Origin of the sequence: Phenylobacterium terrae, from assembly GCF_042681205.1 — a bacterium.
GTDB lineage: Bacteria > Pseudomonadota > Alphaproteobacteria > Caulobacterales > Caulobacteraceae > Phenylobacterium > Phenylobacterium terrae.
In genome coordinates, this window is sequence record NZ_JBHUEY010000006.1 from 71,147 (window position 1) to 94,893 (window position 23,747).

Consider the following 23,747-nt stretch of genomic DNA (forward strand, 5'->3'; position numbering starts at 1 on the left):
TTCAGCGCCAGGCGAAGACCGGCTGCTCCAGGTCGGCGACGCGGGTGATGCGGCCGGCGACCAGTTCGCGCAGCTGGTAGACGAGGGCGGCGGTAGGGGCGTGGATGTACTGCTCGCCGATGTAGACGCGGATGACCGGCTTGGGGCTCTCCGGGATGGTTTCGAAGGCGATGGCGTCCTCGCGCCCGATCTGGTCGAGGCGAATGCAGTGGACGGAGGCCACCTCGTGCGGGTTCGGCCTCAGGGCGCTGACGTCGTCCAGCCAGGCGACGACCGGCGAGATCGCGTAGCCCGAGCGGGTCGGGTAGTCGTCGAGCACGCCCAGGATGTTCTCCGGCGGCAGAGTCAGGCCGAGCTCCTCCTCCAGCTCGCGCAGGGCCGCTTCCTCCAGCGTCTCGCCGGGATCGCAGCGGCCGCCGGGTAGGGCCCACTGGCCGGCGTGGGCGCGCAGCTCGGCCGAGCGACGCGTCAGCAGGAAGGCGGCCTCGCCCGAGCCGTCGTCGGCCTCCACCAGGGTGATGGCCACGGCCGCCCGCTTCAGGTCCTCGCCCTCGTAGGCGATGCGGGGGAAGGTGCGGCAGCGCTCGCCCAGGCGGCGGCGGAAGGCGTCGTCGAAGCGGGTCATGAACGCAGGGCCGCCCGCGCCAGCATCCGCACGTGGGACTGGATCAGCGGCTCGCGGTCGACCCACGGGAACTGCGGCCGCGCGATCAGCAGCGACACCAGCCCGTGCATCCCCGCCCACAGCGACTGGGCTAGCCGCTCGGGATCGTCGGTGGCGGTCAGGCCTTCCTCGTGCATCCGGACGATGGCGCGGCGCAGGACGTCGAACGCGCCCTCGCCGGGCTTCTTGGCCACCTGAGCGCCCTCCGGCGGCGGCGGCCCCTCGATCATGAAGGCGACGCGGTAGGCGTCAGGGTTCTCCAGGCCGAAATCCACATAGGTGCGGAAGGCGGCGGCGAGGCCCTCTTCCGTGTAGGCGAAGTGGGGGCCGGTCAGCCGCCGCTCCAGCTCGGCGAAGGCGCGGGCGGAGAGCTCGGCGGCGATGTGGTCCTTGGACGGGAAGTAGGCGTAGAGGGTCGGCTGGGAGATGCCCACGGCCTCGGCGATCTGGCGCGTGGAGACCCCGTGCACGCCGCGCTCGCCGAAGAGCCGCAGGGAGGCGGCGAGGATCTCCTCGCGGCGCTCGAAGCCGGAGCCTTTCGGCTTTCGCGGGGACGGGGACGGGGGCATCGGGACCTAACTTCCAGCCTTCGCGGCGCTTGACAATCGACCATTACCGATCACTGATAGACTATCAGTGATAGATTGGTGGCGTCGACGTGGCCAGAGCGGCGGTTTCGATCCTTTCGGCGATGGTGATGGCGGGGGTGCTCGCCGGGTGCGGAAGAGAGGCGGCGGCGCCCGAGGCGGCCCAGCCCATCGCCGTCCAGGCGGTTCGCGTGTCGGCGGCTCGGCCGACGGCCGAGCTCCAGGCCAGCGGCCGCATCGCGCGGCGCCGGGAGATGGAGCTGTCGTTCCGGGTGGCCGGGGTGATGACCGGGCTTTCCGTCGACGCCGGCGACCGCATCGCCGCCGGCCAGGTGCTGGCCAGCCTCGATCCCACCGGGCTTGCGGCCGCCGAGCAGCGGGCGAGCGCGGAGCTGGAGCGCGCCCGGCGCGACTACGCCCGCGACCAGGCGCTGTTCGAGAAGGGTTTCGTCAGCCGGCAGCGGCTGGACGACCGGGCCAGCGCCGTGAAGGCCGCCGAGGCCGGCCACAGCGCCGCCGCCTTCGACCGCCGCTGGACGCGGCTGGTCTCGCCGGTGTCCGGCGTGGTGCTCGAGCGCGTGCGTCAGAGCGGCGAGGTGGTCCAGCCGGGCCAGACGGTGCTGCGGGTCGCCGACGAGGCGAGCCCGCTGGTCGTCCGCGTGCCGGCGCCGGACCGTGAGGCGGGGCGCATCCGCCTGGGCGCCGCGGCCCGGGTGAGGATCGACGAGGCCACGCCCGCGCTCTCCGGCCGGGTCTCCCGCATCGGCGAGGCCGCCGACATGCGCACCGGTGCGGTGGAGATCGAAGTCGAGCTGCCGGCCGCCCCGGAGCTTCGCAGCGGCCAGATCGCCACCGTGTTCATCGCAACCGAGACCCCGGCCGCGGCCCAGCCCGCGGCGATGGCCCGGCTGCCCGCCGAGGCGATCCTGGAGGCCCAGGGCCGGCAGGCGGCGGTGCTGGTGGTCGACCCCGCCGGTTCGACGGCGCGCCGGCGGACGGTGACCTTCGGCGGCTTCGACGGCGACGATGCGCTGGTCCTGGGCCTGCCCGACGGGGCGCAGGTGATCACGGTCGGCGCGGGCTTCGTCTCCGACGGCGAGAAGGTGAGGGTGGTCGACCCGGCGCGCCTGTCGCCCCAGCGGACGGCCGCGCGGTGAGGTTCGATATCGCCGCCTTCTCGGTCCGCAACTGGCAGTTCACGCTGGTCGCCTTCGCCCTGCTGGCGATGCTGGGCCTGAACGCCCTGGCCACGACGCCCAGGTCCGAAGACCCGCACTTCCCGATGCCGATCATGGTCGTGCGGGCGGTGCTGCCCGGCGCCGAGCCGGCCGAACTCGAGCAGCTCGTCGCCGATCCCATCGAGGACGCGCTCTCCGGCCTCGACGACGTGGACGAGATCGGCTCGACCAGCCTGGATGGCGCGGCCGTCGTGCAGGTCGCCTTCACCTGGGACGTCGACCCCCAGCGCAAGTACGACGAGGTGGTCCGCGAGGTGAACGCCCTGCGCGGGACCCTGCCTCAGGGGCTCACGCAGCTGGAGGTGCGCCGTGCGCGGACCACCGAGGTCGCGGTGGTGCAGGTCGCGCTGGTCAGCGAGACCCTGCCCATGCGCCGGCTGGAGAAGCTGGCCGACCGGCTGCGCGAGCGGCTCGACCGCGTGCCGGGCGTGCGCCAGACCGAATACTGGGGCGCGACGCCGTCGGAGCTGCGGGTCGCGCTCGACCTCGGCCGGCTGGCCGAGCTGCAGCTGCCGCCGACCGCCGTCGCCGACGCCCTGCGCGCGGCGGGCGCGGAGGCGCCGGTCGGCGCGGTCCATGCCGGCGAGCGGCGGTTCAACGTCAAGACCGGCGGGGCCTTCCGCGACCCGTCCGAGGTGGCCGAGACGCCGGTGCGCGAGGTGAACGGGCAGGTCGTGCGGGTGCGCGACGTGGCCGAGGTCGGCTGGGCCGAGACCGAGGCCCAGCACCTGACCCGCTTCAACGGCCGCCGGGCGGTGTTCGTCACCGTCCAGCAGAAGGACGGCGCCGACGTCGCCAGGATAACCCGCGGCGTCGATGCGGCCCTCGCCGAGTTCGAGAAGACCCTGCCGGGCGGGGTGAAGCTGGAGCGCGGCTTCAGGCAGGCGGACAACGTCGAGCACCGGCTGGGGCGGCTGTTCCGCGACTTCGGCCTGGCGCTGGGGCTGGTGCTGATCACCCTGCTGCCGCTGGGCCTCAGGGCCGGCGGGGTGGTGATGATGTCGATCCCGCTGTCGCTGCTGATCGGCCTCGCCCTCGTCCAGCTGCTCGGCTTCACGGTGAACCAGCTGACCATCGCCGGTTTCGTGCTGGCGCTCGGCCTCCTGGTCGACGACTCCATCGTGGTCACCGAGAACATCGCCCGGCACCTGCGGATGGGGATGGAGCGCACCCAGGCCGCCATCGCCGCGACGGGCCAGATCTCGCTGGCCGTGCTCGGCTGCACGGCGACGCTGATGCTGGCCTTCGTGCCGCTGCTGGCCCTGCCAGGCGGTTCGGGCGCCTACATCCGCTCGCTGCCGGTGACGGTGCTGTGCACGGTGGGCGCCTCGCTGATCGTCTCGCTGACCATCATCCCGTTCCTGGCCAGCCGCATGCTCTCGCGCCACGAGGACCCGGAGGGCAACCGGATCCTGCGGGCGGTGAACGGGGCCATCCATCGCTTCTACGCCCCCGTGCTGCACCGGGGGCTGGCGCGGCCGTGGCTGACCCTGGCGATCATCGGGGCGATCTGCGCGACGACCGTCCCGCTGCTCGGCGCCATCGGCTCCAGCCTGTTCCCGCCGGCCGAGACGCCGCAGTTCCTGGTCCGCGTGGAGACGCCCCAGGGCAGCTCGCTGGCCCGCACCGACCAGGCGCTGCGGTTCGTGGACGAGCGGCTGCGGCGCGAGCCGGAGGTCGCCTGGACGGCGGCCAACCTCGGCCGCGGCAATCCGCAGATCTTCTACAACCAGAACCAGCGCCAGCCGCAGCCGAGCTACGCCGAGGTGTTCGTCTCTCTGAAGGCCTGGGAGCCGGGCCGGTCCGAGCGGGTGCTCGACGCCCTGCGGGCCGACTTCGCCGGCTACCCGGGCGCGCGGATCAGCGTCGAGACCTTCGAGAACGGCCCGCCGGTCGAGGCGCCGATCGCCGTGCGGATCTCCGGCGAGAACATGCAGGCGCTGAAGGCGCTGGCGGCCGAGGCCGAGCGGGTGCTGAAGGCCACCCCCGGCACGCGCGACGTGAACAACCCCCTGAGCGTCGACCGCACCGATCTCGACCTCGGCCTCGACGAGGGCAAGGCCGCGGCGCTGGGCGTGCCGGCCGGGGCCGCCCGTCGGGTGGCGCGGCTGGCGCTGTCGGGCGAAGAGACGGCCCGCTTCCGCGACCCCGACGGCGACGACTATCCGGTGCGCGTGCGCCTGCCGATGGACGGGCGCAACGAGCTGGCGGCGCTGTCGGCCGTCTACCTGCCGACCCCGTCCGGCGCCGCCGTGCCGATGGGCGCGGTGGCCGAGCCCAGCTTCCAGTCGAGCCCCGCCCGGATCACCCGCTTCCAGCGCGAGCGGACGGTGACCGTCACCAGCCAGGTGCGGACCGGCTACCTGACCTCGGACGTCACGGCCCAGGCGCAGGCGCGGCTCGCCAAGGAGCTGGCGGTCCCGCCCGGCTACCGCACCTCCTACGGCGGGCAGGCCGAGGCCCAGTCGGAGAGCTTCGCCGGCCTGGGCGCGGCGGTGCTGATCGCCATCTTCGGCATCCTGGCCGTGCTGGTGCTGGAGTTCGGCCGGTTCCGGACCGCGCTGGTGGTGGCCGGCGTCATTCCGCTCGGACTGTTCGGGGCCGTGGCGGCGCTGTTCCTGACCGGCAACTCGCTCTCGTTCACGGCCACCATCGGGCTGATCGCCCTCATCGGCATCGAGATCAAGAACTCCATCCTGCTGGTGGATTTCACCGAGCAGCTGCGCCGCCAGGGCGTCGCGTTGCGCGAAGCCATCGAGCGGGCAGGGGAGGTGCGCTTCCTGCCAGTGCTGCTGACCTCGGTCACCGCCATCGGCGGCCTGACGCCGCTGGCCCTGGAGGGCTCGGGCCTCTACTCCCCGCTGGCCATTGCGATCATCGGCGGTCTGGTGACCTCGACGCTGCTCTCGCGGGTGGCGACGCCGGTGACCTACTGGCTGCTCAGCCGGGGCGACAAGGCGCCGGCCGCCGTCGGGGCGGCGATGGCGCAGGCGGCCTGAGGGCCTAGGCCGGCTCGGCGGGCGCCCGGCCGGAGACGAGCTGGCGCATGTCCATCCCGCTCGGCTCCTGGAACACGCGCAGGCCGAACTGCGGCAGGATCGCCAGCAGGTGATCGAAGATGTCGGCCTGGATCAGCTCGTACTCCGCCCAGGCGGTGGTGCTGGTGAAGCAGTAGATCTCCAGCGGCAGGCCGTGCGGCGTCGGCGCCATCTGGCGCACCAGGAGGGTCATCTCCTGCGAGATCCGCGGATTGGCCCGCAGATAGGCTTCCACATAGGCGCGGAAGGTGCCGATGTTGGTGACCCGGCGCGCGTTCACCGGATCGCGCCCGCTGGCGATCAGCTCGGCGTTCCAGGCCTCGAGCTCCTGCCGCTTGCGCTCCAGATAGTCGTCGATGAGCGCGAAGCGGCGCAGCCTGGCGCGCTCCTCGTCGGTCAGGAACCGCACGCTGGTCTGGTCGATCATCAGCGAGCGTTTGATCCGCCGCCCGCCGGACTCGAACATTCCGCGCCAGTTCTTGAACGACTCGCTGATCAGCCGGTGCGTCGGGATGGTGGTGATGGTCTTGTCCCAGTTCTGGACCTTCACGGTGTGCAGGGCGATGTCGACCACGTCGCCGTCGGCGTTCAGCTGGGGCATCTCGATCCAGTCGCCGACCCGGATCATGTCGTTGGAGGTGAGCTGGACCGAGGCGACCAGCGACAGGATGGTGTCCTTGAACACCAGCATCAGCACGGCGGCCATCGCGCCCAGGCCCGAGAGCAGCAGCAGCGGCGAGCGCTCCATCAGCGCCGCGGCGATCAGGATCAGGCTGCCCCCGTAGAGGATGATCTTGGCGACCTGCAGGTAGCCCTTGATCGGGCGCGAGCGGGACTCCGGCCGCCGCTGGTAGAGCTCGTTGACCAGGTTGAGGGCCGCGCTGATCGCCAGCACCAGGGTCAGCACGATGAAGGCGCTGCAGACGTTGCGGGTCACCGTCACCACGTCCGGCGGCAGGTGCGGGACGAGCTGCACCCCGCGGGAGATGACGATCGCCGGCACCACGTTGGCCAGCCGCCGCACGATGGGGTCGGCGCCCGCCGCGTCGACCGCCAGCGACAGGCCGTCGAACCCGCGCAGGAACAGCCGCAGGATCACCTGCTTGACGATCAGGTTGGCCAGGGCGGCGGCGGCGGCCAGAACGGCCAGGCCGATCAGCGCCTGCAGCCAGGGGCTGTCCGGAAAGAGCGTGGCGAGGTCGTCGAGCGGCATGGGTCTCCGGCAGGTCCCGCGGCGGGCGCGGACCACGATCGGGCGCGCGACCGCGGGGCGGTGGCGCTCGGGTTTCGGGTTGCAGGGGCCTTGGCCTTATGGACGAAGCCGCCGGCCGGGGCAAATCGGGCCGGTCAGGCCGGTCCGTCGCCGGACCGCCTCAGAGAGCCGACGTCGATGATCGGCGAGGCGTCGATGCCGTTGGCGTCCAGCAGCGCCGCCACCCGTTCCAGGGCCGCGACCATCGCCGCCTGCTCCCAGCTCTCCAGTTCCTCGAAGCGCGCGGCGAAGCGGTTCTGCAGCACGTCCGGCGTGGTGACCAGGACGCGGCGTCCTTCGTCCGTCAGGGCGACCGCAACCCGGCGACGGTCTTCGGCGCTGCGGCGGCGCACCACCAGGCCCTTGTCCTCCAGCTTGTCCAGCAGGGCGGTGACCGTGGCCTGGCTGAGCCGCGCGGCCTCGGCCAGGGCGCCGGCGCTGAGCTCGCCGTCTCGGTCGATCAGCTGCAGGACCACCATCTGGGACGGCGTCAGCCCGGCGACCTTGGACAGGTCGCGGGCCGCGAACTCGGCCGCGCGCACGATCCGCCGAATCGCGATGAGGGCGCTGGTGACCCGTTGCTCCATGACCGATGTCCCGGACGGCGAAAGGCCGACTTCTTCCGTAGGAATCGCGGCGAGGCAAGCGGCGGCTCGGAGGCCTTATCAAATTAGTTTGAACAGTGAAAAGATTGGCCGGATTTCCGCCGTTATTCCCACTGTAAACCAAAGCTGAGCCTGTCAACCCATCATTGAAAGTGGGCGCTTTTCCGGCGGCCCAAGGTTGACCTATTTCGATCAGCGAACGAAATATCGGCCAATGGATACCGCTGAGCTAAAGCGAGCGTCCGGGGGCCTTGGACAGAAAACGACAGCTGGCCAGATCACCCTGGGCGCGCCGACGCCCGAGGACGGACCTGCGGTTCACGCGCTGATCAGCGCCTGTCCGCCGCTCGACCAGAACTCCGCCTACTGCAATGCCCTGCAGTGCACCCACTTCGCCGCCACCTGCGTGCTGGCCCGGCGGGACGGCGCGCCGGTCGGATGGGTCTCGGCCTATCTGCGGCCGGACTCGCCGGAGACGCTGTTCGTCTGGCAGGTCGCCGTCGCGCCTGAGGCGCGGGGCGCGGGCCTGGGGCTTCGCATGCTCGACGCGCTGCTGGCGCGCGAGGCCTGCCGGGGCGTGCGCCGGCTGGAGACCACCATCACCGGCAGCAATGCGCCCTCCTGGGCGCTGTTCCGCCGCCTCGCCGAGGGCCGCGGCGCGCCGATGCGGCATCGGCCCTGGCTGATGGAGGGCGCGCACCTGCCGCCTTCCGCGCCCACCGAGCACCTCGTCGCCATCGGCCCGTTCCCGGCCACGCCGTCCTGAATTTCAGAAGAGAAGAGGCCACATGTTTGACGCCGAAGTCACCGCGCGCGCGCCGCGCCGCTTCGCCACCTTCGAGCGGCTCGAATCCCGCGTCCGCTCCTACTCCCGAAGCTTCCCCACCGTGTTCGACCGCGCGGCCGGCGCCTGGCTCTACGACGCCGAGGGGCGGCAGTACCTGGACTTCCTGAGCGGCTGCTCGACCCTGAACTACGGCCACAACCATCCGGCCCTGAAGCAGCGGCTGATGGACTACGTGATGCAGGACGGGGTGGCCCACAGCCTCGACATGCACACCCGCGCCAAGGCCGAGTTCCTGGAGGCGTTCGAGAGCGTGATCCTGCGGCCGCGCGGCCTGAAGTACCGCGCGCAGTTCACCGGTCCGACCGGCGCCAATGCGGTCGAGGCGGCGCTCAAGCTGGCCCGCAAGCTGACCGGCCGCTCGAACGTCATCGCCTTCACCAACGGCTTCCACGGGGTGACCCTCGGGGCGCTGGCCGCGACCGGCAACGGCCATCACCGCGGCGCCGCCGGCCTGCCCGCCCAGGGCGTCACCCGGGCGGCCTACGACGGCTACTACGGCCCCGGCGTCGACACCGCCGGGCAGCTCGACCAGCTGCTCTCGGACCCCTCCGGCGGCATCGATCCGCCGGCGGCCATCATCCTGGAGACGGTGCAGGGCGAGGGCGGCCTCAACGTCGCCTCGGCGGCCTGGCTGCAGGCGATCGAGAAGATCGCCCGCAAGCACGGGGCGCTGCTGATCGTCGACGACATCCAGGCCGGCTGCGGCCGGGCCGGCGGCTTCTTCAGCTTCGAGGGCATGGGGATCTCCCCGGACATCGTGACGATGGCCAAGTCGCTGTCGGGGCTGGGCCTGCCGATGGCCCTGACGCTGATCAAGCCCGAGCTCGACGCCTGGGCCCCGGGCGAGCACAACGGCACGTTCCGCGGCAACTGCCACGCCTTCGTCACCGCCAAGGCGGCGATCGACACCTTCTGGCGCGACGAGAGCTTCGCGGCGGACGTCGCGCGCAAGGGCGAGGTGCTGCAGGCGGCGCTGGTCGACATCGCCGGCCGCCATTCCGAGACGGTGGTCAGCGTGAAGGGCCGCGGGATGATGCGCGGCCTCGACGTCGGCTCCGGCGAAACCGCCTTGCGGATCGTCCGCGCCGCCTTCGAGCGGGGCCTCGTCATCGAGACCAGCGGCGCCCACGACCAGATCGTGAAGGTGCTGGCCCCGCTCACCATCGCCGACGCCGACCTGCAGCGCGGCCTGCAGATCCTGGCCGCCGCCGTCGCCGAGGCGACCGGCCGCGCCGACCTGGACTCGGCCGCCTAAGGAGACCTATCGACCATGATCATCCGCGACCTCGCCGAAGCGAACGGGACTCGCCGCCGTGTGGTGTCGAAGGGCTGGGAAAGCACCCGGCTGCTGCTGAAGGACGACGCCATGGGCTTCTCCTTCCACATCACCACCATCTACGCCGGCGCCGAGCTGCCGATGCACTACAAGAACCACCTGGAGGCGGTCTATTGCATCTCCGGGGAGGGCTCGATCGAGGACCTGGCCACCGGCGCCAGGCACGAGATCCGGCCGGGCGTCCTCTACGCCCTCGACCAGCATGACAGGCACATCCTGCGCGGCCGCACCGAGATGGTGATGGCCTGCGTCTTCAACCCTCCGGTCACCGGCCGGGAGGTGCACGACGAGACCGGCGCCTACCCGCTCGAAGCCGAGCCGGTCTGAGCAGGAGCACCCGACATGATCGACGACATCTACCCGTCCCGGGTGGCGGGCGAGCCCGCATGGCTGCCCCGCAAGGACCCGGTGATCCACACCCCCTGGCGCTTCGACGCGCCGCTCACCGAAGGCCAGTGCGAGCGCTACGAGCAGGACGGCTTCCTGGTCATCGAGGGCCTGTTCGAGCCCGAGGAGATCGCGGTCCTGCAGCGCGAGTTGGAGGCGATGCGGCGCATCCCCGCCTCGCTGGACGAGAACACCCTCATCGCCGAGCCGAACTCGGGGACGCTGCGGTCGATCTTCGCGATCCACGAGCAGAACGCGTTGTTCCGGCGGCTGGCCGCCGACGAGCGGCTGGTGTCCATCGTCCGCCACATCCTGGGGGACGAGGTCTACATCCACCAGTCGCGGCTGAACTACAAAGACGGCTTCGACGGCAAGGAGTTCTACTGGCACTCCGACTTCGAGACCTGGCACGTGGAAGACGGCATGCCGCGCATGCGCGCCCTCTCGATCTCCGTGCAGCTGGCCGACAACCACGCGGTCAACGGGCCGCTGATGCTGATGCCGGGCTCGCACCGCACCTACGTCGCCTGCGTCGGCGAGACGCCGGAGGACCACTACAAGCAGTCGCTGCGCAGGCAGGAGTACGGCGTGCCCGATCGCGACAGCCTGACCCGGCTGGCCGAGGCGGGTGGCATCGTCGCGCCCACCGGCGCGGCTGGCTCGGTGGTGCTGTTCGACTGCAACACAATGCACGGCTCGAACGGCAACATCACGCCCTATCCGCGGGCCAACGCCTTCCTGGTCTACAATGCGATGTCCAACCGGCTGGTGGAGCCGTTCGGCGGCCGCGCGCCGCGGCCGCCGTTCGTCGCCGCCCGCGACGTCGCCGAGCCGCTGAAGCCGGTCGGCGGCGGCCTCGTCGAGACGAGGGCTGCGTGATGGCGGGGCACAGCGTCGAGAAGATCGGCGGCACGTCGATCAGCGACACCGAGGCGGTGCTGCAGAACGTGCTGATCGGGCCGCGCGAGGGCGAGGCTCTCTACCGGCGCATCTTTGTCGTCTCGGCCTACGCCGGAATGACCGACCGCCTGCTGGACCACAAGAAGACCGGCGAGCCGGGCGTCTACGCTTTGTTCGCCGCCGCCTCGGCCGGCGAAGGCGGCCGGGCCTGGCGGGCGGCGCTGGACCAGGCGGCCGCGGCCGCGCGGGCGATCAACGCCGAACGGTTCGAGGACGACGAGGACCGGGCCGCGGCGGACTTCTTCATCGAGCGCCGGATCTGCCGCGCCAGGTCCTGCCTGGCCGATCTGCAGCGCCTGTGCGCCCACGGCCACTTCCGGCTGGACGGGCAGCTGGGCGCCGTCCGCGAGATGCTGGCCTCGATCGGCGAAGCCCACAGCGCCCACAACCTGGCGCTCCAGCTGCGGCGGCGCGGCGTCAACGCCCGAATGGTCGACCTGACCGGCTGGGACGAGCAGGCCGCGCTGAGCCTGGACGAGACCATCTCCGCCGCCTTCGAGGACATCGATCTGGCCCGCGAGCTGCCGATCGTGACCGGCTACGCCAAGAGCCATCCGGGCCTGATCGCCGAGTACGGCCGCGGCTACACCGAGGTGGTGTTCAGCCGCATCGCGGCCCTCACCGGGGCGCGGGAGGCGATCATCCACAAGGAGTTCCACCTCTCCAGCGCCGACCCGAAGCTGGTGGGCGCCGACGCGGTGCGGAAGATTGGCCGGACCAACTACGACGTCGCCGACCAGCTGGCGAACCTGGGCATGGAGGCGATCCACCCGCGGGCCGCCGCGGGCCTGCGCCACGCCGGCATCCCGCTGTGCGTGCGCAACACCTTCGAGCCGAGCGACAAGGGGACCACCATCTGGTCCGACTTCGTCTCCGAGACCCCGCGCGTGGAGATCATCGCCGGGGCGACGGGCGTCACCGCCCTGGAGCTGTTCGAGCAGGATATGGTCGGGGTGAAGGGCTACGACGCCGGCGCCCTGGCGGTGCTGACCCGGCACACCGTGCGGATCCTCTCCAAGGCCTCCAACGCCAACACCATCACCCACTACCTCGACGCCAACCCGAAGCAGATCAAGCGGGTGATCGCCGACCTGGAGCTGCAGTTCCCCAACGCGACGGTGGCCACCCGGCCGGTGGCCCTGGTCTGCGTGATCGGCAGCGATCTGAACGTCCCCGGACTGACGGCCGAGGCCGCCCGGGCGCTGACCGAGGCGGGGGTGGAGATCCTGGGCATGCAGCAGCTGACCCGCCGGGTTGACCTGCAGTTCGTGGTCGACGAGCAGGACTACCAGGCCGCCGTTCGGGCGCTGCATGCGCGCCTGGTGGCGCCGGCCGACGGCGGTTCGCTGAAGACCGCGGCATGAGCGGCGGGCCCGCAGGGGAGGGGACCCCGAAAGAATATCCCGGCCTTCGACGCGCCGTCGCCGCCTCGGCGATCGGCAACGCCACGGAATGGTTCGACTACGGCATCTACGCCTACGGCCTGACCTACATCTCCGCGGCGCTGTTTCCCGGCGACACCCAGGAGGCGACGCTGTTCGCCCTGGCGACCTTCGCCATTTCCTTCCTGATCCGGCCGCTGGGCGGGCTGTTCTGGGGCCCGCTCGGGGACCGGCTGGGGCGCAAGCAGGTGCTCGCCATGACCATCCTGCTGATGGCCGGCGCGACCTTCCTGGTGGGGCTGGTCCCGTCCTACGAGACGGCCGGCTTCTGGGCGCCGCTGCTGCTGGTGATCCTGCGCATGGTGCAGGGGTTCTCGACGGGCGGCGAATACGGCGGCGCCGCCACCTTCATGGCCGAATACGCCCCGGACGCGCGGCGCGGATTCTTCGGCAGCTTCCTGGAGGTCGGGACCCTGGCCGGCTTCTCGCTCGGCGCGCTGCTGATGCTGGGCGCCTCGCTGCTGCTGGGCGACCAGGCGATGCAGGAGGGCGGCTGGCGGCTGCCCTTCCTGATCGCCGCGCCGCTGGGGCTTGTCGGGCTCTACCTGCGCTCCAAGATCGCCGACACCCCGGTGTTCCGCGAGATGGAGGCCTCCGAGGCCAAGGCCACGGCCCACGCCGGCAGCCTGAAGGAGCTGGCCGCCAACCACTGGCCGGCGCTGCTGACCATGGGCGGGCTGGTCATCGCGCTGAATGTCGTGAACTACACCCTGCTCAGCTACATGCCGACCTACCTCGAACGGCGGCTCGGCCTCTCCACCCAGGAGGCGCTGATCGTGCCGATCATCGGCATGCTGTTCATGATGGTGCTGCTGCCGTTTGCGGGGGCGCTATCCGATCGGGTTGGGCGCAAGCCGCTGTGGTGGTTCTCGCTCGTCGGCCTGTTCGTGCTGGCGATCCCGGTCTACCACCTGATGGGCGCGGGGCTGGCCGGCGCCATCCTCGGCTTCGCCGCGCTGGGCCTGCTCTATGCGCCGCAGCTGGCGACCATCTCGGCGACCTTCCCGGCGATGTTCCCGACCCATGTGCGGTTCGCCGGCTTCGCCATCGCCTACAACGTCGCCACCTCGGTGTTCGGCGGCACCGCCCCGGCGCTGAACTCCTGGCTGATCGGCCGGACCGGCGATGCGGTGGTGCCCGCCTACTACATGATGGGCGCCTGCGTCGTCGGGATGGTCGCGCTCTGCTTCATGGCCGAGACGGCGGGGCGGTCCCTTCGGGAGCCCCAGATTGGGGCCTCGAAACCCCTCCGGCCACGCTTGCTTCAGGAGCCTGCGGGACCATCTTAAGGACCCGCTCGATGCGACCTGCTGGCGCTTTTCGGTCCGCCTGATCAACGGACCCTCCCAGCCGCCGCGCGAGCGAACCAGGACGGCGTGCAGCGGCTTAGGAACCGCCTTGTCCCTCCCAAGGGATGCCGCCTGTCCTGGACCCTCGGGGCGCCCGACGCCTCGCCGCCCCGCCGAGGCGGGGCCGGCTGTCGCCCCCCGTTTTGTGGCCCCGTTGAGCGCGGTCGCTACGCGATCTGGCGCAGGATCACCGCGGTTCGGCGTCGAACTCGAACTGCCGGGGCTTCGGACCTGGGCCGTACGCCGGTTTCCGTTCCTGATATTCTACATAGACCGCGACGAGCACATCGACGTCTGGCGCGTCCTGCACGGCGGCCGGGAGAACCCTGAACTGATGCGCGGGCCGGAGATCTGAGCACGATGAGCTCGAGCGTTCTGGAGAATCCGCCTCCCGCCTCGGAGGCTTTCGAGCGCGCCAGCCTGGCGAGCACGCGCAGGTATCGCCTGCGCAGCGAGGCGATCGGCGAGACCTACCAGATCGATGTGGCGCTGCCGGCGACCCAGGCCCCCGCAGGGCGGCCGATGCCGGTGGTCTATCTCACCGACGCCAACACCATCTTCGGCATCGCCGCCCAGGCGCTGCGCTTCCTGCAGCAGGGCGACGGGGCTGCGCCCGCGCTGCTGGTGGGGATCGGCTACTGCCTGGACGGCGTGGAGCGGCCCAGAAACGCCTACGGCGCGTTGCGCACGCGCGACCTCACCCCCAGCCTCGACGAGGGCTTCCTGGCGCGGATCCTGGAGGCCCAGGAGGGCGGCCGGTTCCCGGTCGAGGTCCGGCCCGCCGGCGGGGCGGACGATTTCCTGGCCTTCCTCGTCGACCAGGTGCGCCCGTTCATCGCCGAACGCTACGACGTCGATGCGCACGACCAGACGCTCGTCGGCAGCTCGCTCGGCGGGCTCTTCAGCCTCCACGCCCTGCTGACCCGACCCGGCGCCTTCCGCCGCCACGGCGCGCTCAGTCCCTCGCTGTGGTGGCGTGACGGGGAGCTCTTCGCCCTCGAGGCCGAGGTGGCGAGGACCGCCGCCGACCTGCCGGTGGACCTCTTCATGTCCGTGGGCGGGAAAGAGACGGATCCCCGGTGGGACATGGTGCAGGGGATGAAGCGCTTCGCCGCGACCCTGGAAGGGCGCCGCTACCCCGGCCTGCGGCTCACGACCCACGTCTTCGAAGGCGAGACGCACACCTCGGTGATCCCGGCGGCGCTCAGCCGGGGCCTGCGGACGTTGCTTGGCGGTGCCTGACGTGAGGTGGCCCGAGGGCTGGACGCCCGTCGATGACGCCGCAGAAGCCGAGCGCCTGCAGGCGGAGTTGGCCCGCGAGGTCCCAAGGCGGCATCTGCTGGACGGGGAGAGGGTGACGCCGTTCGCCCGGGCGGAGGGCGCGGACGACGTTCTGTTCGCATGGCCCGACGGGCGGGTGGCCCAGGTGCATCTGACCTGGGCGGTCGAGACGGACCCGGCGTTTCCCGCGACGCAGATTTACGCCGATCTGGAGGACTGGCTCCGAAGGGGCGCCGGGACGAGCCCGGCGATGACGCGGGGAGGGGAGCGGTGACTGGTTGGGGCGCGAAACGGCCCTACCTGTCACCCTGCGCGGTCGACGGGAGAGGTAGCGCCTGCGGCGCAACCCGTCACCGAGGCTCGCCAACGAAAACGCCCGCCCGGGTTTCCCAGGGCGGGCGTGTGTCGTTCCGGGGCGCTGGCCGCTACTCGACCGGCTCGGCCTCGGCGGCGCCTTCGGCCGGGTTCTCGATGACCGGGGCCCCCGGCTCGCGGGGCGGGGACTCGGCTTCGATCTCGAACGCCAGCTTGCCGTCGGCGAGGACCACCTTGACGTGGCCGCCCTTGACCAGCCGGCCGAACAGGATCTCGTCGGCCAGCGGCTTCTTGATGTTCTCCTGGATGACCCGGGCCAGCGGCCGGGCGCCGTAGAGCTCGTCGAAGCCGTTCTTGGCCAGCCAGTCGGCCGCCTCGTCGGAGGTCTCGATGGTGACGTGCCGGTCCGCCAGCTGGGCTTCCAGCTGCATGACGAACTTCTGCACCACCTGGCGGATGATCTCCGGAGTCAGCGGGCGGAAGCCGACCACGGCGTCGAGGCGGTTGCGGAACTCCGGCGTGAAGGTGCGCTTGAGCGCCTCTTCCACTTCGTCGTCCTGCTTGCCGCGGCCGAAGCCGATGGCGTTCTTCTGCGCGTCCGATGCGCCGGCGTTGGTGGTCATGATCAGGACCACGTTCCGGAAGTCGATCTTCTTGCCGTTGGAGTCGGTCAGCTGACCGTGGTCCATGACCTGCAGGAGGATGTTGTAGACGTCCGGGTGGGCCTTCTCGATCTCGTCGAGCAGCACGACCGCGTGCGGGTGCTGGTCGACCGCGTCGGTCAAGAGGCCGCCCTGGTCGAAGCCGACGTAGCCCGGAGGGGCGCCGATCAGGCGGCTGACCGTGTGCCGCTCCATGTATTCCGACATGTCGAAGCGCAGGAGCTCGATGCCGAGCGTCGAGGCCAGCTGCCGGGCGGTCTCCGTCTTGCCGGTGCCGGTCGGGCCCGAGAAGAGGTAGCTGCCGATCGGCTTGTTGGCGTCGCGCAGGCCGGCCCGGGCCATCTTCATGGCCGCCGACAGCTGCTCGATGGCCTCGTCCTGGCCGTAGACGGCGCGCTTCAGGTCGACCTCGAGCTGCTTCAGCGCCTCGGTGTCGGACTTGGAGACCGACTTCGGCGGGATGCGGGCGATCTTGGCGACGACGCTTTCGATCTCCTTCAGGCCGATGACCTTCTTGCGCCGGCCTTCGGGCACCAGCATCTGGCTCGCCCCGGCCTCGTCGATGATGTCGATCGCCTTGTCCGGCAGCTTACGGTCGGTGATGTACTTGGCCGACAGCTCCACCGCCGCCTTCAGGGCGTCGGAGGTGTAGCGGAGCTTGTGGAACTCCTCGTAGTAGGTCTTCAGCCCTTTGAGGATCTTGATCGTGTCTTCGATGGTCGGCTCGTTGACGTCGATCTTCTGGAACCGGCGCACCAGGGCGCGGTCCTTCTCGAAGTGCTGGCGGAATTCCTTGTAGGTCGTCGAGCCCATGCACCGCAGGGTGCCGGAGGCGAGGGCGGGCTTGAGCAGGTTGGAGGCGTCCATCGCCCCGCCGCTGGTCGCGCCGGCCCCGATCACCGTGTGGATCTCGTCGATGAACAGGATGGCGTCGGGGTGGTTCTCCAGCTCCTTGACGACCTGCTTGACCCGCTCTTCGAAGTCGCCGCGATAGCGGGTGCCGGCCAAGAGCGCGCCCATGTCGAGCGAGAAGATGGTCGAGCCCGACAGCACCGCCGGGACTTGCTTGTTGACGATCTTGCGCGCCAGGCCCTCGGCGATGGCGGTCTTGCCGACGCCCGGGTCGCCAACCAGCAGCGGGTTGTTCTTGGTCCGGCGGCAGAGGATCTGGATGCAGCGCTCCACCTCGCCGGCCCGCCCGATCAGCGGGTCGACCTTGCCCTGCTTGGCCTTCTCGTTGAGGTTGATGCAGTAGGCCTCGAGCGCCTCGCCGCCGGTCTTCACCGTCGGCTTCTCCTCGTCATCCGCGCCCTTGACGGACTTGGCTTCCGAGGCGCCCGCCTTCTTGGCGATGCCGTGGGCGATGTAGTTGACCGCGTCGTAGCGCGTCATGTCCTGCTCTTGCAGGAAGTAGGCGGCGTGGCTCTCGCGCTCGGAGAAGATCGCGACCAGCACATTCGCGCCGGTGACCTCCTCGCGGCCCGAGGACTGGACGTGGATGACCGCGCGCTGGATCACGCGCTGGAAGCTCGACGTGGGCTTGGCGTCCTCGCCGTCGTCCACGATCAGGCTGCGCAGCTCGTTGTCGACGTAGTTGGTGAGGGTGGTCCGAAGAGCATTCAGATCCACATCGCACGCGCGCATCACTCCGGCGGCGTCCTCATCGTCGATGAGGCTGAGCAGCAGGTGCTCTAGCGTGGCGTATTCGTGCTTACGCTGGTTCGCATAAGCCACGGCGCGGTGGAGCGATTCTTCGAGCGGGCGCGAGAATGAAGGCAAGCTAGGCCTCTAATCCTTTTCCATTGTGCACTGGAGCGGGTGTTGATGCCGCCGTGCGGTATCAACGACCTGCGCCACTTTTGTTTCCGCCACTTCGTAGGTGAACACGCCACACACCCCCACGCCGTGCTGATGCACGTGCAGCATGATCCGAGTCGCGTCTTCGCGCGATTTGTTGAAGAACTGCTCCAGGACGTAGACGACGAACTCCATGGGGGTGTAGTCGTCGTTCAGCAAAAGCACCCGATACATCGAGGGCTTCTGTGTCTTCGGCTTGGTCTGGGTAACCACCGATGACTTGACGCCGGTGGCCTGATCACCTTGCTTGCGCTCGGCCATCGAACAGGTCTCCTGACAGACGCTAACGCTAACCACGGTCCGCCTGTCGCTGATTAGATATGCCATCGAGGGCCGTTTGGAAGGGTCTAATCGTCGCGACGCGCCCGGCTAACGCGCAACCGCTCATTTTTGCTGCGCTCCACAGCGCAGCTCAGGCCATCACTCAATCTTGAGCCGCGTCCCTTGACCGCAGGCTGCGGCCCGAAATCACGGCGCCCGGCCCGAATCGCGCCCGAATCGCGTCCAGCGTCTTTTCTTCCGCCAGGGCCCTCTTCTCATCGCCGGCGAAGAAGTCGGCCTCCACCGCGTCCGCCTCGACGAGCTCGGCCAGGCCGATGCCGATCAGCCGGTAGCTTCGGCCCTTGGCCTCGCCGGCCAACAGCTCGCGGCCGATGGCGAACATGGTCTTCGCGGTCTGGGTCGGCACCGGCAGGGTGCGGCGGCGGGTGAGGATTTTGAAGTCGGCCGTCTTCAGCTTCAGCTGCACCACCCGGCCGGCGACGCCGCCGGCCCGGGCCTGGCGGGCGACGCGCTCGCAGAGCGGGGCGAGCTTCTCCTCCAGGTCGGCGAGGCTGCGCAGGTCCTCGAAGAAGGTGGTCTCCGCGCTGATCCCCTTGCGGCCCTCGTCGGGATTGACGGGTCGGGCGTCCCGGCCGTGGGCCAGCTGGTGCAGGCGAAGGCCGTGCGCGCCGAAGCGCGTCGCCAGCACCTTCACGTCCGCCCGGGCGATGTCGCCGACGGTGGTGAAGCCGGCCTGGGACAGCGAGCGGACCATGGCCGGCCCGACGCCGGGCAGGACGCCCACTGGCCGCGGCGCCAGGAAGGCTTGCGCCTCCTGGCCCCCGATCACCGAGAAGCCGCGCGGCTTGTCGAGGTCCGAGGCGATCTTGGCCAGGAACTTGTTGGCGGCCAGTCCGATGGACACCGTCAGCCCGGTCTCGGCCTCGATCCGGGCCTGCAGCCTGGCCAGGGTGACCGCCGGCGCAGATCCGTGCAGCCGCTCGGTGCCGGAGAGGTCGATCCAGGCCTCGTCCAGCGACAGCGGCTGAACCAACGGCGTGAGCTCGGCGATCATGGCCATGATCCGCCGGCTCTCGAACTTGTACTTGGCGAACTCCGGCCGGATGACGACCGCCTCCGGGCAGGCGCGCAGAGCCTGGAACATCGGCATCGCCGAGCGGACGCCCTTGATGCGGGCGATGTAGCAGCAGGTGGTGACGACGCCGCGCTTGCCGCCGCCGACGATCACCGGAACGTCGCGCAGTTCGGGCCGGTCGCGCTTTTCCACCGAGGCGTAGAAGGCGTCGCAGTCCATGTGGGCGATGGACAGGCGCTCCAGCTCCTCGTGGGCCACGATCCGCGGCGAGGCGCAGGCCGGGCAGCGGCGGGGGCGGTCCTGCCCGGTCCAGAAGCAGTCGCGGCAGAGGGCGTTCACGGCGAGGCCAGCGGCCACAGCCAGGCCGCCCCGCGCACGCCGGAGGAATCGCCGTGGGCCGCCTTGCGGACCGGGGTCTCGAAGACGTCGGAGAAGACATGCGGGGCGATCGCGCCGGGCAGGCGGTCGTAGAGCTCGTCGACGTTGGACATGCCGCCGCCGAGCACGATGACGTCGGGGTCGAGCACGTTGGCGATCATCGCCAGGCCGCGGGCGAGGCGGCCGACGTAGCGGTCCAGCGCCGCGGCCGGCGGCTGAAGGCCCTCGCGGGCGGCGGCGACGGCGGCCTCGGCCGAGGTGACGCGGGCGTCCTCGGCGAAGCCGGGGCCGGAGATCCAGACCTCCAGGCAGCCGCGGCGGCCGCACCAGCAGAGCGGGCCGGGATATTCCGAGGGCCGCGGCCAGGGCAGGGGCGCGTGGCCCCACTCGCCGGCGATCCCGTTGCGGCCCTCGACCAGCGCGCCGTCGACGGCGACGCCGGCGCCGCAGCCTGTGCCCAGGATGGCGGCGAACACGACGCGCGCGCCTTCGCCGGCGCCGTCCGCCGCCTCCGACAGCGCCAGGCAGTTGGCGTCGTTGGCCAGCCGCACGGGCCGGCCCAGCACCCGCTCAAGGTCGGCCTGGAACGGCTGGCCGTTCAGCTGGGTGGAGTTGGCGTTGCGGATCAGCCCGTCCTTCGGCGAGGGCGAGCCGGGCGTGCCGACGCCGACACGCTCGGCCCTGGCGCCGACCTGTCGCTCCGCCTCGGCGACCAGCTCGGCGACCGCCGCCAGCCCATCGCCGTAACGGCGCGGGGACGCGGCCCGGACGCGCGCCTGGACCTTGCCCTCGGCGTCCAGCGCCGCGGCCTCGATCTTGGTGCCGCCGAAGTCGACTCCGAAGCGGATCATGCGGCGAGCCTAGCAGAACGTCCGGCGAACGCGAGAAGGTGCACGATCGTGCGCTTTTCTGGTTCTCATCGGCGCCCCGGGCGGCTAAAGGGGAGACTCACGGGAGGTGCTCATGAAGATCTATCACGCGCCGCGCAGCCGTTCCCTGCGCGTCATCTGGGCGGCCGAGGAGCTGGGCGTCCCTTACGAGACCACCGCCGCCTCGTTCGCCCGGCCAGACCCGGAGTTCCTGGAGGCCAACCCGGCCGGGACTCTGCCGGCCATGGTCGACGGCGAGGTGGTGATGACCGAGTCGGTGGCCATCATGCAGTACCTGGGGACCAAGCACGGGCCGACGCCGCTGGTCGTGGAGCCGGGCGATGCGCGCTATCCCGACTACTTGCAGTTCCTGCTGTTCGGCGAGGCGAGCCTGGCGGCGCCGCTGAACGCCCTCGTCGGGACCAAGTTCATGGCTCCGGAGGACCAGAAGGACAACTTCACGGTCAAGGTCATCACCCGCAGCTTCCACCGCCGCCTGGCCCTGATCGAGCGGCAGCTGCAGCGCGGCGACTACATGGCCGGCGATGCGTTCACCCTGGCCGACATCTCGGTAGGCTACGCCCTCGGTCTGGCGGACATGCTCGAACTGGGCGAGCTGCCGGCGACCGTCGACGCCTACGGCAAGCGACTGACCTCGCGCCCCGCCTACCAGCGGGCGCTGGCGGTGGCCTGAAGACCCGTCGTCTTTCTGGCCGCAGCGAAGCCGGGACCCAGTTCACCCCGCCCGCGGTCTGGGGCCCGGATCGGGCTGGCGGCCGTCCGGGATGACGGCTCAGGAGATCGCCTTCTCCACCGCCGCCGCCAGCTCGGCCCAGTCGTCGATGCGCGGGTGCCGCTCCGGCGCGCTGGGGGCGAGGGGGCGAAGGCGCGGGTCGGCGACGTGCTGGAAGGTGGCGACCTGCGGCGCGCGCTCGGCGACCGAGTCGAGGTTGGGCAGCAGGTCGTCGATGAAGGCGGCCGGCGCGTCGGCCAGGCGCACGAGCTCGGCGGTCATCGGGCCTTTAGGGCCGCTCCCCAGCAGCAGCGGATAGTCGAGGCCGTGGCGGGCGAGCCACTGGGTGCGCGCCAGCCGCGCCTGGGCCGGCGCGTTGGTGAAGATCACCACCTGCGCTCGCCCGGACAGCGCCCGCAGGGCGTCCGCGCCGCCGTCCGCGGGCGTCATCTCTCCGCAGGCGGTCCCGAAGAAGTCGTCGAACAGCCGCCGGCCGTCCTCGACCGGCAGGTGCTGGTCCTCGCCCGGCCGGTAGATGTTCTGGAATAGCGCGAAGCGGTCCAGCCGGAACTCGAATCCCTGGGCGGTCACGAACCGCTCGAATCCTTCGATGAACAGGCCCAGCACCTCGTCGACGTCGACGATAACCAGCGGGCGGCCTCGGACGAGGCCCAGGTTCGCGGCCTCAGGCGTCGGATTTTCAACGGAATTCGGGATTTTCGCGGCTCCGGGCGGTATTTCGGGACTAACGTCGGCTTAAGGATATCCGTGAGATCAACGATGACGAGACCCGAGTCGGCCAATCGCGCCGGCGCCGCAGAGCATCGTCGAGACCCGGATGGCCAAGAAGGTCCTCATCGTCGAGGATAACGAGCTGAACATGAAGCTCTTTCATGATCTGCTCGACGCCCAGGGCTATGAGACCTTGCAGACTCGCGAGGGTCTCCAGGCTCTGGCGCTGGCGCGCGAGCACCGGCCCGACCTGATCCTGATGGATATTCAGCTCCCCGAGATCTCCGGCCTGGAAGTCACCAAGTGGCTGAAAGAGGACGAGGAGCTGGCCCACATCCCGGTGGTGGCGGTGACCGCCTTCGCCATGAAGGGCGACGAGGAGCGGATCCGCGAGGGCGGCTGCGAGGCCTACATCTCCAAGCCGATCTCGGTCACCCACTTCCTCGACACCATCAAACGGCTGCTGAGCTAGGCCGATGACCGCCCGCATCCTGGTCGTCGACGATATCGAGGCCAACGTCCGGCTCCTGGAAGCCAAGCTGGCGGCGGAATACTACGGCGTGCTGACCGCCCACGACGGACCCACAGCCCTGGCGATGGCGGCGGCGGAGAAGCCGGACATCATCCTCCTCGACGTCATGATGCCGGGGATGGACGGCTTCGAGGTCTGCCGCCGGCTCAAGGACGACGTCGCGACCCGGCACATCCCGGTGGTGCTGGTCACCGCGCTGGACGGCCGCTCGGATCGGATCAACGGCCTGGAGGCCGGGGCCGACGAGTTCCTGACCAAGCCTATCGACGACATGATGCTGTTCGCCCGGGTGCGCAGCCTCACGCGGCTGAAGATGGTCATCGACGAGCTGCGCGAGCGCGAGGCCTCGGGCCGGCGCATGGGCGTGATCGCCGGCGCGGCTTCCAGGGTCGGCGGCGCGGGCGGCCGGGTGCTGGTGGTCGACGACCAGCCGCGCCAGGCCCAGCGGATCGTCTCAGAACTGGCGGTCGAGCACCGGCCGGTGGTCGAGAGCGATCCCGAGAAGGCGCTGATGACCGCCAAGGGGCCGGTGGACCTGGTCATCGTCAACGCCGGGGCCAAGGGGTTCGACGGCCTGCGCTTCGCCGCGACCCTGCGCAGCGACGAGGCCACCCGCCACCTGCCGATCCTGGCCGTCGTGGACTTCGACGAGCGGCCGCGGCTGGTGAAGGCGCTGGAGATCGGGGTCAACGACCTGCTCTCAAAGCCCATCGACCCGCAGGAGCTGGCCGCCCGGGCGCGCACCCAGATCCGCCGCAAGCGCTACACCGACTATCTGCGGCACAACCTCGACCATTCGCTGGAGCTGGCGGTCACCGACCAGCTCACGGGGCTGCACAACCGCCGCTACATGGCCGGGCAGCTCGAGGCGCTGGTGCGCCGCGCCAACCACGGCGGCGAGCCGGTCGCGGCCCTGCTGATCGACATCGACCACTTCAAGAAGATCAACGACGGCTACGGCCATGACGTGGGCGACGAGGTGTTGCGCGAGTTCGCCGTGCGGCTGGCCTCCAACGTCCGCGCCGTCGACCTGCCGTGCCGCTACGGCGGCGAGGAGTTCGTGGTGGTGATGCCCGACACCCGGCTCACCGACGCCGAGCGGATCGCCGAGCGGATCCGCACACACGTGGCCGGCGCCCCGTTCCGCACCAGCGGCGACAAGGACCTCCTGCAGGTCACCATCTCCATCGGTGTGGCGGCCGCCTCCGGCGCCGAGGACACCCCCGAGGCCCTGCTCAAGCGCGCCGACGAAGCGCTGTACGAGGCCAAGGCGTCGGGCCGCAACCGGGTGATCGCCCGGGCGGCCTAGCCCTCTCAACACCGCTC

The 23,747-nt window shown here is 70.6% G+C and carries 21 protein-coding genes and 1 pseudogene; 13 read left to right on the top strand and 9 right to left on the bottom strand.

Annotated features, from left to right (window positions below):
• Window position 1 precedes the first annotated feature (1 nt).
• Both ACFSC0_RS14700 and ACFSC0_RS14705 read right to left on the bottom strand, forming a co-directional pair.
• Complete coding sequence (locus tag ACFSC0_RS14700; RefSeq protein WP_377280792.1) at window positions 2-625, bottom strand: NUDIX hydrolase; 624 nt, start codon at window positions 623-625, stop codon at window positions 2-4.
• Window positions 622-1,233, bottom strand: coding sequence for a TetR/AcrR family transcriptional regulator (locus ACFSC0_RS14705; protein WP_377280793.1), 612 nt, complete (start codon window positions 1,231-1,233; stop codon window positions 622-624). Before ACFSC0_RS14705 ends, ACFSC0_RS14700 begins: the two co-directional genes overlap by 4 nt.
• Before the next feature lie 89 nt (window positions 1,234-1,322).
• Between ACFSC0_RS14705 and ACFSC0_RS14710 the strand changes: the two genes are divergently transcribed.
• Both ACFSC0_RS14710 and ACFSC0_RS14715 read left to right on the top strand, forming a co-directional pair.
• A complete protein-coding gene (locus ACFSC0_RS14710; protein WP_377280794.1) occupies window positions 1,323-2,408 on the top strand; it encodes an efflux RND transporter periplasmic adaptor subunit in 1,086 nt (361 codons plus the stop codon).
• Entirely contained in the window at window positions 2,405-5,488 is a 3,084-nt protein-coding gene (locus ACFSC0_RS14715; protein ID WP_377280795.1) for an efflux RND transporter permease subunit, read from the top strand. The genes ACFSC0_RS14710 and ACFSC0_RS14715 overlap by 4 nt, the downstream gene beginning before the upstream one ends.
• 4 nt (window positions 5,489-5,492) lie before the next feature.
• Here ACFSC0_RS14715 and ACFSC0_RS14720 read toward each other — a convergent pair whose 3' ends face one another.
• Both ACFSC0_RS14720 and ACFSC0_RS14725 read right to left on the bottom strand, forming a co-directional pair.
• The gene (locus ACFSC0_RS14720) at window positions 5,493-6,740 is read right to left on the bottom strand and encodes a mechanosensitive ion channel family protein (RefSeq protein ID WP_377280796.1); all 1,248 of its coding nucleotides are present in this window, start codon (window positions 6,738-6,740) and stop codon (window positions 5,493-5,495) included.
• 134 nt (window positions 6,741-6,874) lie between these two features.
• Window positions 6,875-7,366, bottom strand: a complete 492-nt coding sequence (locus ACFSC0_RS14725; RefSeq protein WP_377280797.1) for a MarR family winged helix-turn-helix transcriptional regulator — start codon at window positions 7,364-7,366, stop codon at window positions 6,875-6,877.
• Between the two features lie 232 nt (window positions 7,367-7,598).
• Here ACFSC0_RS14725 and ectA point away from each other — a divergent pair, with 232 nt between their 5' ends.
• The 8 genes from ectA (at window position 7,599) to ACFSC0_RS14765 (ending at window position 15,260) form a co-directional block, all read left to right on the top strand.
• On the top strand, window positions 7,599-8,150 hold the full coding sequence (gene ectA / locus ACFSC0_RS14730; protein WP_377280798.1) for a diaminobutyrate acetyltransferase: 552 nt from the start codon (window positions 7,599-7,601) through the stop codon (window positions 8,148-8,150).
• Window positions 8,151-8,172: 22 nt separating this feature from the next.
• On the top strand, window positions 8,173-9,486 hold the full coding sequence (ectB, locus tag ACFSC0_RS14735; RefSeq protein ID WP_377280799.1) for a diaminobutyrate--2-oxoglutarate transaminase: 1,314 nt from the start codon (window positions 8,173-8,175) through the stop codon (window positions 9,484-9,486).
• Window positions 9,487-9,501: 15 nt separating this feature from the next.
• Window positions 9,502-9,894 (top strand): ectoine synthase, encoded by a 393-nt coding sequence (locus ACFSC0_RS14740; protein ID WP_377280800.1) that lies wholly within the window; start codon window positions 9,502-9,504, stop codon window positions 9,892-9,894.
• 15 nt (window positions 9,895-9,909) lie between these two features.
• Window positions 9,910-10,833: an ectoine hydroxylase gene (gene thpD, locus ACFSC0_RS14745; RefSeq protein ID WP_377280801.1), complete on the top strand. Its 924-nt coding sequence runs from the start codon at window positions 9,910-9,912 to the stop codon at window positions 10,831-10,833.
• Window positions 10,833-12,278, top strand: coding sequence for an aspartate kinase (locus ACFSC0_RS14750; RefSeq protein ID WP_377280802.1), 1,446 nt, complete (start codon window positions 10,833-10,835; stop codon window positions 12,276-12,278). Before thpD ends, ACFSC0_RS14750 begins: the two co-directional genes overlap by 1 nt.
• Window positions 12,275-13,645, top strand: coding sequence for an MFS transporter (locus ACFSC0_RS14755; protein ID WP_377280803.1), 1,371 nt, complete (start codon window positions 12,275-12,277; stop codon window positions 13,643-13,645). The genes ACFSC0_RS14750 and ACFSC0_RS14755 overlap by 4 nt, the downstream gene beginning before the upstream one ends.
• Before the next feature lie 420 nt (window positions 13,646-14,065).
• A complete protein-coding gene (locus ACFSC0_RS14760) occupies window positions 14,066-14,947 on the top strand; it encodes an alpha/beta hydrolase (RefSeq protein ID WP_377280804.1) in 882 nt (293 codons plus the stop codon).
• Entirely contained in the window at window positions 14,940-15,260 is a 321-nt protein-coding gene (locus ACFSC0_RS14765; RefSeq protein WP_377355196.1) for a hypothetical protein, read from the top strand. The genes ACFSC0_RS14760 and ACFSC0_RS14765 overlap by 8 nt, the downstream gene beginning before the upstream one ends.
• Before the next feature lie 176 nt (window positions 15,261-15,436).
• Here the strand turns inward: ACFSC0_RS14765 and clpA are convergent.
• The 4 genes and pseudogenes from clpA to ACFSC0_RS14785 form a co-directional block, all read right to left on the bottom strand.
• Window positions 15,437-17,742: pseudogene (gene clpA / locus ACFSC0_RS14770) on the bottom strand (ATP-dependent Clp protease ATP-binding subunit ClpA); the annotation flags it as partial.
• Between the two features lie 9 nt (window positions 17,743-17,751).
• Complete coding sequence (gene clpS / locus ACFSC0_RS14775; RefSeq protein ID WP_320358402.1) at window positions 17,752-18,081, bottom strand: ATP-dependent Clp protease adapter ClpS; 330 nt, start codon at window positions 18,079-18,081, stop codon at window positions 17,752-17,754.
• A 163-nt stretch (window positions 18,082-18,244) separates the two neighbouring features.
• Complete coding sequence (locus tag ACFSC0_RS14780) at window positions 18,245-19,516, bottom strand: DNA polymerase IV (RefSeq protein WP_377280931.1); 1,272 nt, start codon at window positions 19,514-19,516, stop codon at window positions 18,245-18,247.
• Window positions 19,513-20,406, bottom strand: coding sequence for an ROK family protein (locus tag ACFSC0_RS14785; RefSeq protein WP_377280806.1), 894 nt, complete (start codon window positions 20,404-20,406; stop codon window positions 19,513-19,515). The genes ACFSC0_RS14780 and ACFSC0_RS14785 overlap by 4 nt, the downstream gene beginning before the upstream one ends.
• A 112-nt stretch (window positions 20,407-20,518) precedes the next feature.
• On the opposite strand from ACFSC0_RS14785, the gene ACFSC0_RS14790 reads away from it, so the two are divergent.
• A complete protein-coding gene (locus tag ACFSC0_RS14790; protein ID WP_377280807.1) occupies window positions 20,519-21,118 on the top strand; it encodes a glutathione S-transferase family protein in 600 nt (199 codons plus the stop codon).
• A gap of 99 nt (window positions 21,119-21,217) precedes the next feature.
• Here the strand turns inward: ACFSC0_RS14790 and ACFSC0_RS14795 are convergent, their stop codons facing one another.
• A complete protein-coding gene (locus tag ACFSC0_RS14795; protein WP_377280808.1) occupies window positions 21,218-21,784 on the bottom strand; it encodes a hypothetical protein in 567 nt (188 codons plus the stop codon).
• A 211-nt stretch (window positions 21,785-21,995) separates the two neighbouring features.
• On the opposite strand from ACFSC0_RS14795, the gene ACFSC0_RS14800 reads away from it, so the two are divergent.
• Window positions 21,996-22,361: a response regulator gene (locus ACFSC0_RS14800; protein ID WP_320358393.1), complete on the top strand. Its 366-nt coding sequence runs from the start codon at window positions 21,996-21,998 to the stop codon at window positions 22,359-22,361.
• A 4-nt stretch (window positions 22,362-22,365) separates the two neighbouring features.
• On the top strand, window positions 22,366-23,730 hold the full coding sequence (locus tag ACFSC0_RS14805) for a PleD family two-component system response regulator (protein ID WP_377280809.1): 1,365 nt from the start codon (window positions 22,366-22,368) through the stop codon (window positions 23,728-23,730).
• Window positions 23,731-23,747: the final 17 nt, after the last annotated feature.

Excerpts from the sequence above, each read along its gene's own strand:
- ACFSC0_RS14700 (WP_377280792.1), bottom strand. The coding sequence starts at position 625 with ATGACCCGCTTCGACGACGCCTTCCGCCGCCGCCTGGGCGAGCGCTGC.
- ACFSC0_RS14705 (WP_377280793.1), bottom strand. The coding sequence starts at position 1,233 with ATGCCCCCGTCCCCGTCCCCGCGAAAGCCGAAAGGCTCCGGCTTCGAG.
- ACFSC0_RS14720 (WP_377280796.1), bottom strand. The coding sequence starts at position 6,740 with ATGCCGCTCGACGACCTCGCCACGCTCTTTCCGGACAGCCCCTGGCTG.
- ACFSC0_RS14725 (WP_377280797.1), bottom strand. The coding sequence starts at position 7,366 with ATGGAGCAACGGGTCACCAGCGCCCTCATCGCGATTCGGCGGATCGTG.
- ectA (WP_377280798.1), top strand. The coding sequence starts at position 7,599 with ATGGATACCGCTGAGCTAAAGCGAGCGTCCGGGGGCCTTGGACAGAAA.
- ectB (WP_377280799.1), top strand. The coding sequence starts at position 8,173 with ATGTTTGACGCCGAAGTCACCGCGCGCGCGCCGCGCCGCTTCGCCACC.
- ACFSC0_RS14740 (WP_377280800.1), top strand. The coding sequence starts at position 9,502 with ATGATCATCCGCGACCTCGCCGAAGCGAACGGGACTCGCCGCCGTGTG.
- thpD (WP_377280801.1), top strand. The coding sequence starts at position 9,910 with ATGATCGACGACATCTACCCGTCCCGGGTGGCGGGCGAGCCCGCATGG.
- ACFSC0_RS14750 (WP_377280802.1), top strand. The coding sequence starts at position 10,833 with ATGGCGGGGCACAGCGTCGAGAAGATCGGCGGCACGTCGATCAGCGAC.
- ACFSC0_RS14755 (WP_377280803.1), top strand. The coding sequence starts at position 12,275 with ATGAGCGGCGGGCCCGCAGGGGAGGGGACCCCGAAAGAATATCCCGGC.
- ACFSC0_RS14760 (WP_377280804.1), top strand. The coding sequence starts at position 14,066 with ATGAGCTCGAGCGTTCTGGAGAATCCGCCTCCCGCCTCGGAGGCTTTC.
- clpS (WP_320358402.1), bottom strand. The coding sequence starts at position 18,081 with ATGGCCGAGCGCAAGCAAGGTGATCAGGCCACCGGCGTCAAGTCATCG.
- ACFSC0_RS14785 (WP_377280806.1), bottom strand. The coding sequence starts at position 20,406 with ATGATCCGCTTCGGAGTCGACTTCGGCGGCACCAAGATCGAGGCCGCG.
- ACFSC0_RS14790 (WP_377280807.1), top strand. The coding sequence starts at position 20,519 with ATGAAGATCTATCACGCGCCGCGCAGCCGTTCCCTGCGCGTCATCTGG.
- ACFSC0_RS14800 (WP_320358393.1), top strand. The coding sequence starts at position 21,996 with ATGGCCAAGAAGGTCCTCATCGTCGAGGATAACGAGCTGAACATGAAG.
- ACFSC0_RS14805 (WP_377280809.1), top strand. The coding sequence starts at position 22,366 with ATGACCGCCCGCATCCTGGTCGTCGACGATATCGAGGCCAACGTCCGG.